This window comes from Bradyrhizobium sp. sGM-13, assembly GCF_018398875.1.
Classification (GTDB): Bacteria; Pseudomonadota; Alphaproteobacteria; order Rhizobiales; family Xanthobacteraceae; genus Bradyrhizobium.
In genome coordinates, this window is record NZ_JAGWDK010000007.1 from 302,215 (window position 1) to 317,465 (window position 15,251).

The 15,251-nt window shown below is 63.5% G+C and carries 14 protein-coding genes; 6 read left to right on the plus strand and 8 right to left on the minus strand.

What is annotated here, in order from left to right; translation table 11 throughout:
* Positions 1 to 148 precede the first annotated feature (148 nt).
* Positions 149 to 901: an ABC transporter ATP-binding protein gene (locus tag KJQ96_RS13615; protein ID WP_213287086.1), complete on the plus strand. Its 753-nt coding sequence runs from the start codon at positions 149 to 151 to the stop codon at positions 899 to 901.
* The gene (locus tag KJQ96_RS13620; RefSeq protein ID WP_213287087.1) at positions 898 to 2,421 is read left to right on the plus strand and encodes a permease; all 1,524 of its coding nucleotides are present in this window, start codon (positions 898 to 900) and stop codon (positions 2,419 to 2,421) included. Before KJQ96_RS13615 ends, KJQ96_RS13620 begins: the two co-directional genes overlap by 4 nt.
* 118 nt (positions 2,422 to 2,539) lie before the next feature.
* Here the strand turns inward: KJQ96_RS13620 and KJQ96_RS13625 are convergent, their stop codons facing one another.
* Positions 2,540 to 3,424 carry an alpha/beta fold hydrolase gene (locus KJQ96_RS13625; RefSeq protein WP_213287145.1) on the minus strand — a complete coding sequence of 295 codons (885 nt, stop codon included), beginning with the start codon at positions 3,422 to 3,424 and terminating at the stop codon, positions 2,540 to 2,542.
* Positions 3,425 to 3,632: 208 nt separating this feature from the next.
* Here KJQ96_RS13625 and KJQ96_RS13630 point away from each other — a divergent pair, with 208 nt between their 5' ends.
* Both KJQ96_RS13630 and KJQ96_RS13635 read left to right on the plus strand, forming a co-directional pair.
* Positions 3,633 to 4,451: an MBL fold metallo-hydrolase gene (locus tag KJQ96_RS13630; protein WP_213287088.1), complete on the plus strand. Its 819-nt coding sequence runs from the start codon at positions 3,633 to 3,635 to the stop codon at positions 4,449 to 4,451.
* Positions 4,452 to 4,553: 102 nt separating this feature from the next.
* A complete protein-coding gene (locus KJQ96_RS13635) occupies positions 4,554 to 5,606 on the plus strand; it encodes an amidohydrolase (RefSeq protein WP_213287089.1) in 1,053 nt (350 codons plus the stop codon).
* On the opposite strand, the gene KJQ96_RS13640 is transcribed toward KJQ96_RS13635, so the two are convergent.
* The 6 genes from KJQ96_RS13640 to KJQ96_RS13665 form a co-directional block, all read right to left on the minus strand.
* A complete protein-coding gene (locus KJQ96_RS13640) occupies positions 5,607 to 6,863 on the minus strand; it encodes an aminopeptidase (protein ID WP_213287090.1) in 1,257 nt (418 codons plus the stop codon).
* A gap of 297 nt (positions 6,864 to 7,160) precedes the next feature.
* Positions 7,161 to 7,448, minus strand: a complete 288-nt coding sequence (locus tag KJQ96_RS13645) for a DUF1330 domain-containing protein (protein WP_213287091.1) — start codon at positions 7,446 to 7,448, stop codon at positions 7,161 to 7,163.
* Between the two features lie 50 nt (positions 7,449 to 7,498).
* A complete protein-coding gene (locus KJQ96_RS13650; protein WP_213287092.1) occupies positions 7,499 to 8,227 on the minus strand; it encodes a Crp/Fnr family transcriptional regulator in 729 nt (242 codons plus the stop codon).
* Positions 8,205 to 9,536, minus strand: a complete 1,332-nt coding sequence (locus KJQ96_RS13655) for a (Fe-S)-binding protein (protein WP_213287093.1) — start codon at positions 9,534 to 9,536, stop codon at positions 8,205 to 8,207. Before KJQ96_RS13655 ends, KJQ96_RS13650 begins: the two co-directional genes overlap by 23 nt.
* 4 nt (positions 9,537 to 9,540) lie before the next feature.
* A complete protein-coding gene (locus KJQ96_RS13660; protein ID WP_213287094.1) occupies positions 9,541 to 9,930 on the minus strand; it encodes a RidA family protein in 390 nt (129 codons plus the stop codon).
* Positions 9,931 to 10,050: 120 nt separating this feature from the next.
* Positions 10,051 to 11,949, minus strand: coding sequence for a DEAD/DEAH box helicase (locus tag KJQ96_RS13665; RefSeq protein ID WP_213287095.1), 1,899 nt, complete (start codon positions 11,947 to 11,949; stop codon positions 10,051 to 10,053).
* A 306-nt stretch (positions 11,950 to 12,255) separates the two neighbouring features.
* Between KJQ96_RS13665 and KJQ96_RS13670 the strand changes: the two genes are divergently transcribed.
* On the plus strand, positions 12,256 to 12,972 hold the full coding sequence (locus tag KJQ96_RS13670) for a DNA-3-methyladenine glycosylase I (RefSeq protein ID WP_213287096.1): 717 nt from the start codon (positions 12,256 to 12,258) through the stop codon (positions 12,970 to 12,972).
* A gap of 61 nt (positions 12,973 to 13,033) precedes the next feature.
* Here KJQ96_RS13670 and KJQ96_RS13675 read toward each other — a convergent pair whose 3' ends face one another.
* Positions 13,034 to 14,266, minus strand: a complete 1,233-nt coding sequence (locus tag KJQ96_RS13675) for a rhodanese-like domain-containing protein (protein WP_213287097.1) — start codon at positions 14,264 to 14,266, stop codon at positions 13,034 to 13,036.
* Between the two features lie 59 nt (positions 14,267 to 14,325).
* Here KJQ96_RS13675 and KJQ96_RS13680 point away from each other — a divergent pair, with 59 nt between their 5' ends.
* Complete coding sequence (locus tag KJQ96_RS13680; RefSeq protein WP_213287098.1) at positions 14,326 to 15,249, plus strand: LysR substrate-binding domain-containing protein; 924 nt, start codon at positions 14,326 to 14,328, stop codon at positions 15,247 to 15,249.
* Positions 15,250 to 15,251 lie beyond the last annotated feature (2 nt).

Here is a 15,251-nt window from a genome sequence, read left to right on the forward strand (position 1 = left end):
GCGCTGCGAGCAGCGCCGTTAACAATTGCGGAGAAATGCCGCAGCCCGGGAAGTTGCGGGGGTCGGCGCGATTTGGTCCACCAGATTCACCGCGCCGAAAGTTCTTCGGTTCATGGTCCGCGACGAACAACTGGATCGTTCCGAAATCATGAAAGCGGATGTATCGGCGCTCGAGGTGCGAGGGTTAACGAAGCGTTTTGACCGCCCGGCGGTCGATGCGCTCGACCTCACCGTTCGCACCGGCGAGTTCTATGCCCTGCTCGGCCCCAACGGCGCCGGCAAGACCACGACCTTGCGCATGGTCGCCGGTCTGCTCAAGCCCGACGCCGGCTCTGTCGCGACATTGGGCATCGATGCGCTTGCCGATCCCGTCGCCGCGAAGCAGATCATGGCCTGGGTTTCCGACGAGCCCATGATCTACGACAAGCTGACGCCGCTGGAATATCTCGAATTCGTCGCCGGCCTGTGGGGCATCGATCGCACAACTTCCGAAACTTCCGCTCACCAGCTTCTGGCGTCGCTCGGACTGGAGCCGCATCTGCACGAACGCTGCGAGGGATTTTCCAAGGGCATGCGGCAGAAGGTGGCGCTCGCCGGCGCACTGGTTCACGATCCCCGGCTGATCATCCTGGACGAGCCGCTGACCGGGCTCGACGCGCTGTCGGCGCGTCACGTCAAGGGATTGCTGCAGGAGCGCGTCCGCTCCGGCTGCACCGTGATCATGACGACGCATATTCTCGAAGTCGCCGAGCGGATGGCCGACCGGATCGGTGTCATCGCCGCGGGACGGCTGGTGGCCGAGGGTACGCTCAGCGAGCTGCGCCAGCAGAACGGCCGTGGCGACACCAGCCTCGAAGACATGTTCATCGCGCTCGTCGACGCCGGGGCGGCAGCCGCATGAGTTCGGCCGCGGCGCTCACCTGGTTTGCCCGGCACGAAATCCGGCTGGCCTGGCGCGAATGGCTGGCCATGATCACCGGCAGCCGGGGAAAACGAAAGCGCGCGATCATCGCCCTGGTCGTGTTCGCTGCCATTATGCACTTGCCAGCCTATGCGGTGATCGGCCGCTTTGCGGATTTGCAGGCGCCGCTAGGCAAGCCGGAACTGATCGTCATCACCGCGACCATCTTTCTTGCCTGGGCCTTGATGTTGTCGCAGGCGATCGAGTCAGTGACGCGGGTGTTTTACGCCCGCGCCGATCTCGACCTCCTGATGTCGTCGCCGGCGAACCTCGCCAACGTGTTCTCGGTGCGGATCGCGGCGATCGCGCTATCCGTCATCGGAATGGCGCTGCTGCTGTCGACGCCTTTTGTCGACGTTCTCGTGATCGGCGGCGGCGCGCGCTGGCTCTCGGCGTTCGGCGTCGTCGTCGCCATCGGCCTTTCGGCTGCAGCGGTAGCGATCGCGATCACCCTGCTGCTGTTCAGGCTGATCGGCCCGAGCCGCACCCGCCTCGTCGCACAGATCGTGGCCGCCGTCATCGGCGCGGGCTTCGTCATCACGCTACAGGTCGCGGCCATCCTTTCCTACGGTACGTTGTCTCGCTTCGCCGTGCTGACCTCCGATGCCGCTTCAGCCTATGCGCCTGGTCTCGACAGTCCGCTGTGGTGGCCGGCGCGTGCGGCGATCGGCGACGGCATGGTGCTATCATGGCTCTTGGCCGGCGGGCTCCTGCTGCTCGGCGCCGTGATGGCGGTCTTTTCGCCGCGATTTGCCGGTACCGTCGTCCGTGTCGCCGCTACCACGCGCGCTGTCCGTCGCGGGCCGCGCGCCACGGCGTTTCGCGGCGGCTCGCGGCAACGGGCGCTACGCACCAAGGAGTTCCTGCTGCTGAAGCGCGACCCGTGGCTGCTGTCGCAAAGCCTGATGCAACTGCTGTATCTGGTGCCGCCGGCCCTGTTGCTGTGGCGAAGTTTTTCGGAAAGCTCTGACGCGATCGTGCTGATCACGCCGGTGATCGTGATGGCGGCGGGCCAGCTTGCCGGCGGTCTCGCCTGGCTGACGATCTCAGGAGAAGATGCCGCCGACCTGGTCGCAACCGCACCGCTGCCGCCCTCGCGCGTGATCCGCGCTAAGGTCGAAGTGGTGCTGATCGCCATCGGCGCCATCTTCACGCCGCTGATCGCAGCCCTTGCGTTTGCCTCCTTGACGCAGGCGATCGTCACCGCGCTCGGCGTCATTATCGCGACCGTCTCTGCCGCCGCGATCCAGCTTTGGTTCCGCGTGCAGGCCAAACGCACCCAGTTCCGTCGCCGCCAGACTTCGTCGCGCCTGGCGACCTTCGCGGAAGCCTTCTGCTCGATCGGCTGGGCCGCGACGTCAGTTCTCGCCGTCACCATCCCGGTTGCCGCCGCGATCAGCGGCGCGCTCACGACGGCGATTTTGGCTGCGACGTGGAAGATCAGCCCACGGCGGGATTAGCTGACAACGTTGGTCGTTTGTGCTAGCTGTCTTCGGGAAACGGAAACCATAGGCTGCTTCCCTACTGCCTCGCCAACCCCGCCTGCTCAGGTCAGCCCAGCGTTTGATCTCCCTCGACTTATCCGCGAACCAGCTCCATCACCGCCGCCGCAAACGCCTCCGGCGCTTCCTGCGGCAGATTGTGCCCGACGCGCGGCACCACGCGATGGACGCGGCGGCCGGTGAATTTCGACGCGCTGGCGGTGCCATCGCTCGCGGGCGCCACGCCATCTCCAGCGCCGTCCAGCGTGATTGACGGCACGGTGATGCGAGGAAGTGCCGCCAGCCTGCGCTGGATGTCGGCATATTGCGGATCGCCTTCGGCCAGACCGAAGCGGTGGCGATAGCTGTGGATCACTACATCGACGTAATCGGGATTGTCGTGGGCCACTGCAGTCCGCTCGAAGCAGGCATCGTCGAACGACCAGTTCGGCGACCACTGCGTCCACAATATTCGGGCGATCTCGCGCCGGTTGGCGGCAAGGCCGGCGCGGCCGCGCTCGAGCTGGAAGTAGTACTGATACCACAGCGCCACCTCGCGTTCGGGGCGCATCGGCACCATAGCGTTGGCAATATCCTGGATCAGATAGGAATTGACGCAGACGAGCCCGAGGCAGCGCTCCGGCCATAGTGCGGCGCCGACGCAGGCCGCCCGTCCGCCCCAGTCATAGCCTGCGAACACTGCGCGGCGGATATGAAGTGCATCCATCAGCGCCATCATGTCGGCGCCGACCGCCGCCTGCTCGCCCGAGCGTGGCGTCGCGGCATGGCGAAACCGGGTCGGGCCGTAGCCACGCAAATAGGGAACGATGACACGGCAGCCCTGGGCAGCCAGTTGCGGCGCGACGTCGACATAGGAATGAATGTCATAGGGAAAGCCATGCATCAGCATCACGGCGGGGCCATCCGCCGGACCCGCCTCGTAATAGGCGATGCTGAGCGGGCCGGCATCGACGTGCCGCAGCGGCTCCAGCCGCTTCGATGACGGGGCACGCGAGGCCGGGGCGGCGGTTTCTTCAGTCACGGCGAACTCCCAGGTTGTTTCTTACAATATGTCATAGCCCGGCCCCGATGAAGCAAATCCGGCGCGCTGCCGTGCGCGAATGCCATGACGTCTCCCGAATTCGGCGATACAGTGTCGCCCACGGCCTTCACCGCTGACGGGTCATGCCATGTTGCGATCCCTTGCTGTCGCCCTCGCCTTCCTCGGTTCGCTGATTGAGCCTGCGGCCGCCCAACAGCAGCCTTTACGCAGCGAATGCCTCGCGATGGCGAATGCGCCGCCACGCGCCGTTCCGGTCAGCCTGCGCCGCACCGCCGCCAAGGTGGAAGAGGTCGCGATTACCTATGTCGGACATTCCACCTATTACATCGACACGCCCGACGGCGTGCGGATCGGGACTGACTTCAACGGCACCTACCGGACCGGACGACTTCCCGACGTCGTCACCATGAATCGCGCGCATTCAACCCACTACACATTATTTCCTGATCCAAAAATTCCGCACGTCCTGCATGGCTGGGGCGAGAATGGACAGGCGGCGCATATCTCAACGCGCGTCGGCGACGTCTATATCCGCAACGTGCCGACCGACATCCGCCGCTACTATGGCGAGGGCTCCAGCGGAGGCATGATCAAGGACGGCAACTCGATCTTCATCTTTGAAGTCGCCGGCCTCTGCATCGGCCATCTCGGACATCTGCACCACAAACTCGACGAGACGCATTTTGCGGCGATCGGCCGGCTCGACATCGTGATGGTGCCGATCGACGGCACCTATACGATGTCGCTCGACGGCGTTTCGGAGATCACCCGGCGGCTACGTTCCTCCATCGTGCTGCCGATGCACCGCTTCGCCACTCCTCTCGATGAATTCATGCGTCTGATTGGGCAGCAGTTCCAGATTGATCAGCGGAGCGAGCGAACCTTGAAGATTTCGCGCGACACGCTGCCGGGCACGCCGACGGTGATCATTCTGGAGGGGGTGTAAGCGCATCGCTAGTAACGCCGTCATTGCGAGCCAACGGGCGCGCATTCGCGCGATCCGTTGGCTCGCAATGACGAACAATAACAATCACGGGGAGCGAAACTCATGGCGGCCAGCACTGCACCCGCCTCCAGAAGCGGGCTCTACGCCGATCCGCGCGAAGACTGGCTGGCGCAGCACACTGAAGAGATCATCGATCCTGCGCGCCCGATCGTTGATCCGCATCACCATCTCTGGGACCGAGGCGGTCTGCGCTACATGATGGAGGAGATGGCTGCCGACATCGCCTCCGGCCACAACATCGTCGCGACCGTATATGTCGATTGCCGCTCGATGTATCGCGCGCAGGGGCCGGAAGCGTTTCGCCCGGTCGGCGAAGTCGAGTTCGCCAATGGCGTTGCGGCGATGGCGGCGAGCGGCGGCTATGGCAAGGCCGCGATCTGTGCCAGCATCGTCAGCCACGTCAACCTGCTGCTCGGCGAGGGCGCGAAGGCCGTACTGGAAGCGGAGATCGCTGCCGGCAACGGCCGCTTCCGCGGCATCCGGCATTCCTCGGCGTGGGATGCCGATCCCAACGTCGCCGGCATGTATGCGACACGGCCGAAAGGGCTGTTGCTCGACAGCACGTTCCGCAGGGGCTTTGCCTGCCTAGCGCCATTGGGCCTGAGCTTCGACGCCTGGCTGTTTCATCCGCAGATCGGCGAACTCACCGATCTCGCCCGAGCTTTCCCTGACACCAAAATCGTGCTCGATCATTGCGGCGGCCCGGTCGGCATCGGCCGCTTTGCCGGCCGCCGCGACGAAGTCTTTCCGCAATGGAAGGCCTCGATCCAGGAAATCGCGCGATGCCCGAACGTCGCGGTGAAACTCGGCTGGCTCGCGATGTGCCTGCTCGGTTACGAGTTTCACCTGCGGCCGAAGCCACCGTCTTCCGAGGAGGCCGCGACGGCCTGGCGTTCCTATGTCGAAACTTGCATCGAGGCCTTTGGACCCGATCGATGCATGTTCGAAAGCAATTTTCCGCCCGACAAAGGGCAGTGCAGCTACCAGGTGATATTCAACGCGTTCAAGCGTATCGCCGCGCAATACAGCGAGGCCGAGAAGACGGCGCTGTTTTTGAAGACGGCGACCGATTTCTACAGGCTCACGCTGAGCTAATTACGCCCACTCGCCCTTGCGGAACACCGGGACGCGGCTTCCGTCGGCATGAATGCCGTCGATGTCGGTTTCGGCCGATCCGATCATCCAGTCGATGTGAATGAGGCTCTTGTTGCCGCCCTGTGCCGCAATCTGTTCTGGCGTCAGCTTGTCGCCGCCAACGAAGCATTTCGAATAGCACTGGCCGAGCGCGATATGGGAGGCCGCGTTCTCGTCGAACAGCGTGTTGAAGAACAATAGCCCGCTTTTCGAGATCGGCGAGGAATGCGGCACCAGCGCCACTTCGCCAAGACGCGCCGCGCCCTCGTCGGTGTCGAGCACCTTCTTGAGCACCTCCTCGCCGCGCGAGGCCTTTGCCTCGACGATGCGGCCTTCCTCGAACCTGACCGCAATGTTGTCGATCAGCGTGCCCTGATAGGACAGCGGCTTGGAGGAGACGACATGGCCGCTGACGCGCCGGCAATGCGGCGTGGTGAAGACTTCCTCGGTGGGGATATTGGCGTTACAGGTAATGCCGTTCTTCGCGGTCGAGGCGCCGCCTTCCCATTCATGGCCGTCGGCAAGGCCGATCGTCAGATCGGTGCCCGGGCCGGAGTATTTCAGCGCGTGGAAGCGCTGGCCGTTCAGCCATTCGGTGCGCTCGCGCAGCACGGCGTTGTGTTTTTCCCAGGCGGCGACGGCGCCATCCTGATCGACGCGGGACGCCGCAAAAATCGCATCCGCCAGTTTTGCCACCGCGACGTCCTCGGGGACGTCAGGGAAAACCTGTTTGGCCCAGGACGGACTCGGATAGGCGATGATGTTCCAGTTGGTATCGAAATTGACGATCTTCTCCAGCGCTGGCTGATAGGCGATCGAATTGGCCTTGCTGGCGCGCGCCACTTTCACGGGATCCTCGCCCGACAGCAGCATCGGATTGTCGCCGACGATGGCCAAGCGCGCGGTGTTGGCGCCGAACGCCTTCGCCATGCCCTCGTAGAGCCAGTCGGCGGCACGATCGAAACCGGCCTCGTGGCCGTAGCGGTAGCGCGCCAGCGTGATCGCCTCGTCCGACAGTAACGGGGTCACCAAACCCGCGCCGGCCTTGTACGCATGTACGGCAATCCGGCGCACCAGCGGCAGCGCGACCGAGGGCGCGGTCAGCAGCAGATCCTGCCCCGGCTGTAGCCGCAAGCCGACCTTGACCGCGACTTCGGCGAGGCGGTCGAGCTTTACGGGATCAATCGAGACGGAAGCGTTTCGCTCAGGTGCGGTCATGATTCTTTCGGCCAATGCTGAAGGATTTTTAGAGCTTCGCAAGCTTCGGCCATGATGGCGCAATCATGTCAAAGCGAGCGAAGCGCCTGACAGCAATAGCACAAGAATGGTCCGGCGAAAGCCAACCTCGTTGATGTTCCGGAATGCAATAATGCGAGTACGGAACCTGCAACCGGCGCCGGCAGGCTTGATTCCGGGTGTCCCGAGATACCTTGCGACCGGCGCGGACGGGCGCGTTATTTCCGTGGGCAGCCGCGGCTTGTTACCGCCGGGCGATCAACTCAACGCCGCGCCATGTCACAAACCCCTCACCGCCAGCACGATGGCATCGGCGCCGGCTTTGCGATCGACCGCGATCTCCTGATACTCCGGCGAATTTTGAAATTCCTTTGCCGCGGCGTCATCGGGAAATTCCATGATTACCACCTTGTCGCGCGGCCACTCGCCCTCCAGCACGACCGGATGTGCGTCCGCTACCAGCAGCTTGCCACGGAATTTCTGGAATACGCCCATAAAGCGCGCCTGATAGCGATCGTAGAGTTCGCGGCGGGTGAACTTCAACTGGGCGATGATGTAGACGCTCATGAACTATCCTGTATTGGACTTCCGTTTGAGGTATCCGCGCGAGATCGGCGCTAGTGATTGCGTTCCTCGGCGATGAAGCCGTCGAGGCGCTTAGTATTGCGGATCACGATCTTGCCGCGGCTCTTGGAGATCAGCCCGAGCCGCTCGAATTCGGACAGCGCGATCGCGACCCAGCTTCGGCTCACGCCGATCATCCTGGCGAGTTCCTGCTGCGTCAGGTCGACCACGGAGAGGCATTGCTGCGCCGTATGACCCGGCTCCGGCCGCGCCAGCGATTTGAGCACCGTGCCGAGCCGCACCGAGGCGCGATCCAGCACCATCGGCCCGCTGCGTTCGATGCTCTCAATCGAGAGGATGGCGAGCAGCCGGGTGATGTTCCAGTGGAACGGCGGAATTTCCGCGAGGCAATGCAGGAAATCGGAGCGCGTCATGATGGACGCGGTGGCCGATTCCAGCGCTTCGGCCGATAAGATGCGGCCCTGTCCGGTGACGGTTGCCGCCAGCCCGAGGATCGTGCCGGGCAGGCAGATGCCGAAGGTGAATTGTTCGCCGTTCTCCAACGTCTGGAACAGCCTGACACGGCCCTCGGTGACGAGCAGCAGCGTATCGCTCGGCTCGCCCTGATCGAACAGTATTTCCTTCGGATCGAACGACACGGCCTTCATGCGATCGAGGATCGTCTGACGCTGTGCCGCGCTCAATCCTTCGGTCGCGATATTCCATTTCGGCGACAGCGTTCCGGCGGGAACCTGCACATCAGGCAGGGTTTGCATGCGCATGTCCTTTCTCGAAACAATCAAGCTGCCCCTTGAATTCCAGCGACGCGAAGATGGCAGGTCCATGCTGCTTGAGCCATTCCGGATCGATGTCCAGGCCATTGGCTTGCAAATAGGGACGACCTTCTTCGGCGATCATCCGCCAGTCATCGAGCAGGCGAAACTCCTTCAGCCGATCGGCATGAGGCACGCCGCCAAGCGCTTCGACCAGCAGATCGGTGTAATTGAGCACGCGGAATTTTCCTTGAGCCTCCGCGCCGATGAAAACCGCGTGGCAGCCATGGTAGAGCGTAACCAGAATATCGGCGCCCGTCGCGTCTGCGCGCGCAAGAAGCTCGTTGTGTTCCTGTGCGGCCAATTCCGGCGACTTGCTGCAGCCGGAGCCGCCGCAGGTGTAGCCCGATTCAAAAACGGTTTCGATGATCTCGAGGCCCGGAATCGCGCGCAACAGCAAATCGACATTGCGGCAGATATCGGCGCGGCCGACATGCGCATGAACGATGACGCGGCGTGCAATCGGGATCACGAATTTTTTCCGCAGTTCGTCAATCCGACTGACGAGATACTCCGTCAGATGGTCGAAGTCGTAGCTGGTCTTGCGATAGCCTTCGAGGGTTTCGCCAAGGTGCAACTGGCACGTCGGGCACCAGTTCAGCACCCGTTCCGGACTGAACCCTTCGAAACGATCGATCGCGTTGGCGGTGACGCGTTCACCCGTGCTGATTTCGCCCTCCCATTTGGTGGCGATGACGCCGCAACAGGAGGACGGACCGCCGACGACTTCATAGTCGGCATCCAGCGCGTCGAGCACGGCCATCGAGTTGAACAGCAGATGGGGCGTTCGCAGCGCGTTGCAGCCGAGATAGAACACGATCGGCGCGCGCCTCTTGCGAGGCGGCACGAATACGCGGCGGAATTCCTCTGGGATAAGCTGCATGGCGGCCATGACCTTGATAGCGCGCGACATGCGGCGGAAAAGCTCGGGGGTTTTCGACCCGCGCGACGCCGATCTCGCACTGGCGAGTGCGAGCATCTTGCGCGGATTGATTTCCTCGGGACAAACGGGGATACAGAGCCCACAACCGTTGCAGGTCGACGCCCACGTGTCCGAAGCCGGATCGAGTTGTTCCTGCCCGCCGAGGAAGTCTACGATGCCGCCGACCACCTGACCTGACGGCGTATTCACCGCGGCGCCATACGGAATGACCGGGCATACGCTGACGCATTGGCCGCATTTCGTGCAGCGGTCCGCGATGGCCTGCGCCTCGGCCGTGAGGAAATTCGCCAGGGACTGCGGTGCAGAGCGTTCCATCGCATCAATCCAGGCAAACGATGGCTTCGATTTCGACCAGCATGCGCGGATCGACGAGCCTGCTCACCTCGACCAGCGTCGCGGCAGGACGGCCGCTAAAATGGGGAAACCGGATCTCGCGGGTCTCGTGGTTGAAGCGGTCGATGTCGGTCGTGAAGATGGTGAATTTGACCACGTTGTCGAACGAGGTCGCGGCGTGCTCGAGAATATCGGCCAGATTGGCAAAGCACTTCGCGACCTGCGCACGCATGTCGCCTTCGCCGACGACCCCACCGTCGGCGTCGCGCGCGGTAATCCCGGCGGTGTGCAGCAGGCGCCCGGACGAAATCACGCCCAGCGAAAACGGCACGGTGCGTTCAAAATGCTTTCCCAACGTCAGGGCTGTCCTGGCCATGCAATCTCCCAGCATCCATTTCAAAACATGGATGCAAGGTTAGTCCAGGTGGGCAAAAACCTCTGCTAAGTAGTCGGCATTCGCGCTGCGGAAACTTGTCCGGCCCCTCGATGGCGGCCGTTAGCCGCGAAATTTCTTCTTTTTGTTCTTCGCGAAGGCGGACTTGACGGGCGCTTCCCCTTCCTGCCGTGGCTTTCTGGCGTAGGCCGGCTTGTCCCGACGCTGACCCCTGGTGGCGAAATTCGCCCGGTCAGCGGCCTCGGGTTTGTCGGGTCGCGTATCATATCCATTGTTGGTTTCGCGATGAGGCTTGCCGCTGTGCGCTTTGCCATGCGGCTTCGAGGGTCGCGCCTCTTCGCGCGGCGGGGCACTCGTCATCGCCTCGATGCGAATGCTGTCTTCCTTGTCGGGACGGCGGATGCGCGCGGCGAAGCGGTCGGCGACGCGCGCGGAAATCTCGAACTCGGTGACACTGTCGAGAATACGGATGGCGCCGATATCTTCCTTCTTGATGCTGCCGCGGCGGCACAACATCGGCAGCAGCCAACGCGCTTCCGCGTTCTTCCGGCGACCGATCGCGGCGCTGAACCACATGGTGTCCTCCGCCATGCGGTGGCGCGTCGAGGATTTCGTTGGCTTCACTCCCCTTCCAGCCTCGCGATCGGTCCGCTCGCGTGCGCGCTCGGCACGAGATTTGACGCGCTCCTCGCCGGGATCGACGATGTCCTCGGGAGAGGGCAATCGCGCGCGATAGAGCCGTGCCAGCGCGGTGGCGATCTCCTGCGACGACCGTTCCGCAAGCAAGGTTTGTGCGAGTGCCTCATCTTCTGTAGTTATTTCGCCTGCGAACACATCATCGCGCAACAGCCGCTCCTGATCGAGCTTGCGGATTTCATCCGGCTGCGGCGCCAAGCCCCAGACCGCGTCGATGCGGGCGAGCTTGAGCAGCATATCCGCGCGACGCCGCCGCGCCGGCGGCACCAGCAAGATGCTGACGCCCTTGCGACCGGCCCGCCCGGTACGACCCGAACGATGCTGCATGACTTCCGGATCGTTCGGCAGATCGGCGTGGATGACGAGGTCGAGGTTCGGCAAATCGATGCCGCGCGCGGCAACGTCGGTCGCAACGCAAACGCGGGCGCGGCCGTCGCGCAAGGCCTGCAGCGCCAACGTTCGCTCGTTCTGGGTCAACTCGCCTGACAGCGCCACCACGGAGAAGCCGCGCTCCAGCAGCGTTGCCTGCAGATGCCGCACGGCCTCGCGCGTGTTGCAAAACACCAGGGTGCCAGGCGATTCGAAATAGCGGAGGAGATTGACGACGGCGTGCTCGACATCGCCGGCGGCAATCCGGATCGCGCGATACTCGATATCGGCATGACCGCCTTCGTCGCCGGCGACTTCGACGCGGAAGGCGTCTTGCTGATATTCCTTCGCCAGCGCAATGATGCCGCGAGGAAGGGTGGCCGAGAACAATAGCGTGCGGCGGCTCTCCGGCGTGGCCTGCAGGATGAATTCCATGTCCTCGCGAAAACCGAGATCGAGCATCTCGTCAGCCTCGTCGAGCACGATCGCCTTCAATTCCGAGACGTCGAGCCGACCGCGCCGCAAGTGATCGCAGAGCCGCCCCGGCGTGCCGACCACGATATGGGCGCCCGCGGCCAGTTCGCGCTGCTCGCGGCGCGGATCCATGCCGCCGACGCAGGAAACCACGCGGGCGTCCGCATGCTGATAGAGCCAGCCGAGTTCGCGGTGCACCTGAAGCGCAAGCTCGCGGGTCGGCGCGACAATCAATGCAAGGGGCGCGGCAGCCCGCTCGAATCGTTCGGCGCCATCCAGCAGGTTCGTTCCAATCGCCAGACCATAGGCGACCGTTTTGCCGGAACCGGTTTGCGCAGAAACGAGCAGGTCACGGCCATCGGCATCGTCGGCCAGTACCGCCGTCTGCACCGGCGTCAGCCGATCATAATTGCGTTCCGCCAAAGCTCGGGCGAGCGGCGCATTTGCGGGCAGTAATGTCACGAGATGTCAGACCTTGGTTGGTGTTGTCGGCCGGGAATATGAAAAAGGGCGCCTCGAACCGAAATGACTTAAAAAGCTGCGCATTGACGACGCGCAGCCGCACGGCCTGACGGATTTGAATGAGGTGGGGATGCTTTAGGCGAAATCCAGCCAGGACGCCATCCATTCTTTGCAGGTCAGCCGATCACTTCTGCGACGGTTAACCTTCCAGGCTGCCCGCTGGGAATTCCCGGATGATCCGCTACACTAGCGCTTTCCGGGTATTTCAGCCGCGGTTTTCAACTTAAGCATATGGGGCCATGCACCGTGACCGCGTTCAAGACCATCCGCGCCCGCGCCGAGAAGCGCAAGGGCGGACCGAAGACCCTCGCCAAGCTGCTGCCGGCCAAGCCGGACCCGAAGGCGCTCGCCAAGCTTGGCGACGACCGCATTCTCGCAGAAATGACCAAGCGGGTGTTCTGCGCGGGCTTTGCCTGGAGCGTGATCGAGAGCAAATGGCCGGGCTTCGAGGAAGCGTTTCTCGGCTTCAAGCCCGGGCCGCTGACGCTTCAGCCGGATGATTTCTGGGACAGCCTGATGAAAGACACCCGCATCGTGCGCAACGGCGCCAAGATCATGTCGGTGCGCGCCAATGCCGGTTTCGTCCGCGACGTTGCGAAGGAGCACGGCAGTTTCGGCAAGTTCCTTGCGAACTGGCCGTCGTCGGACCAGGCCGGATTGCTGGAACTGCTGGCCAAGCGCGGCAGCCGGCTCGGCGGCAATACCGGGCAGATGATGCTGCGTTTCCTCGGCTGGGACGGATTCGTCACCTCCAGAGACGTCGTCCTGTGCCTGCGCGATGCCGGGCTCGACATTGCGGAGACGGTTACCTCCAAGCGCGATCTCGCCAAGGTGCAGGCGCAGTTCAACGAATGGGCGGAGGAGACCGGCCTTCCTTATGTACAGCTTTCGCGGATTTGCGCGATGTCGATCGGCGAGAATTATTCGGCGGAGAAGCTGGCCAGTTTCGGCGCGGATGAATGATGGGTATCGCCCCCTCGCTCTTCGAGCTGCGGCGAGACAAGTCCGCTCCGCCTGCGCGATCTCAAATCACGAAGAATCCGTGCGTGCCGTCGCGGCGGAGCTGCTCGACGAGGCCGTATTCCCAGTCGAGATAAGCCTGCATCGCGCTTTCCTTGACATCGGTGCCCTCGTAGGGCCGGCGATAGCGATGTGACGGATCGGGTTTTGGGATCACGCGCGGTGGCCCGATTTCCAGCGAGGCGTCGTAGCCCCCTTCAAGCACGTAAGTTTCCCAGCCCATTTGCGCCAGCCAGGACGCCGTCATGTCGGCGCGCACGCTCATATGGTCCGTCAGCACGATCCGGGCGCCGCGCACCGGCGCCGCCATGTCGATTTCCTGCACCAATTGCCCGCCGGCGTAATGGCGGAAGCCCGTGATATGGCCAGCCGTGTATTCCTCCTCCGAGCGGACGTCGAAGCAGTAGAGCGTGCGGTTGGCCTGCGCCCGCAATGCCACCATTTCCTCTGATCCGATGTGCCGGACGCCGGCGCGATAGGCGACGTCGCAAGCATTGGCCTCGCCGCCTTTGATGGCACCGACTTCGCCGCGCCTGTCACTGCCATGTTCGAGATGTTGTTTGGCCAGCGTCCAGCCGATGGTACCGTTGCGCAGCGCCCGCACCTTGTTCGCGACGCCGGCATTGATCAGCGACTGGGTGCCGATGATCGAGCGGGTGCGGCCTGCGCAATTGACGATGATGGTGGTCTCGGGATCCGGCGCGGCGCGGCCGGCGCGCAGCACCAGTTCGGCGCCGGGCACGCTGATGGAGCCCGGGATGTTCATGGTGGCGTATTCATCGAAGCGGCGGACATCGAGGATCTGGATGTTGGCGCCGCTCGCAATCAGGGCGTCGACTTCCTCCGCGGCGAGCGACGGCGTGTGGCGGCGCGACTCGACCAGTTCGCCGAAGGCCTTGGCGTAGGAGTTGACGTCCTCGAACACCTCATAGCCCGCCGACTTCCAGCCCTGCAGCCCGCCGTCAAGCTGGCGGACATTGGTGTAGCCCAACGCTTTCAGGCGGTCCGCCGCTACGGTGACGAGGCCTTCACCGGCGTCATAAATCACGATCGGCACGTCCTTGCGCGGCAGCCGCGTCTCGGCTTCGAGTGCGATCCGGTCGGCCGCCATGTTGGCGGCAAACAGCGGATGACCGGTGGCGAACACGGCCTCGTGCCTGACATCGAGCAGTGCGATTTCCTCGCGCAGCAGCAGCGCGGCGCGGACTAGCGAGGGGGCAACCGAGGGTACGGTCATGGACGGAGATTCCGAAAACGGCATATGATCGCTTGCATAACAGGCACTCTGGGCACTCGATGGATCTCAAACAATTGCGGACTTTCCGGGCCGTAGCCGAACGTGGAAGCCTGAGCAAGGCCGCGGACCGGCTACGTGCCGCGCAGCCGGCGCTGAGCCGCCACATCAAGCTGCTCGAGCATGAGCTTCGCGTCGAGCTGTTCGTCCGCAACGGGCGCGGCATGCTCTTGACCAGCGCGGGCCGGATGCTGCTCGACCGCACCACCGGCCTGATCCGCCAGATCGAGCAGGTCAGCGACGACCTCAAATCGGCGAACGGCAATCCGTCGGGCCGGGTCATCCTCGGGCTGGTGCCAACGGTCAGCGCTGTCCTGTCCGGACGGTTTGCCCGCCGCGTCCTCAACGAATTTCCCGACGTCTCGCTGCGCATCGTGGAGAGCTATGGCGGGCACCTGGTCGAATGGCTGCACCGCGGCGAGATGGATCTCGCGATCATCTATGGTCCGGCGGTCGATCTCCATCTTCAGGTCCAGTCGATCGGCCGCGAGGATATCGTCGCTGTCGGGCCGCCGGGATCGGGGCTGAACAAGCGCAAGCAGGTCGATCTGAAGTGGCTGGTGAAGCAGAAGCTGATCCTGCCGAGCATCTCACATGGTCTGCGGGCGCTCTTGGAGAAAGCGCTGGCGCGCGAAAAACTGAAGTTAGAGGCCATGATCGAGGTCGATTCCTACCGCGCCCAGATCAGCCTGATGGAGGAAGGGCTCGGCTACACGCTGCTGCCGCCTTCCGCCATCCGCACCGAGGTGGCGGCGAAACGGCTGGAGATGGCGGCCGTCAGTCCCGCCGTGTCGCGCGAATTGATTCTGGCCTCGCCGATCGCCCACCCGCCGTCGATCGCAACGACGACGATCGCCACCCTGATCGTCTCGGAGATTCAACAGCTTTCCCGTGAAGGGCTTTGGAAGATCAGCATGACGGCGTAGCT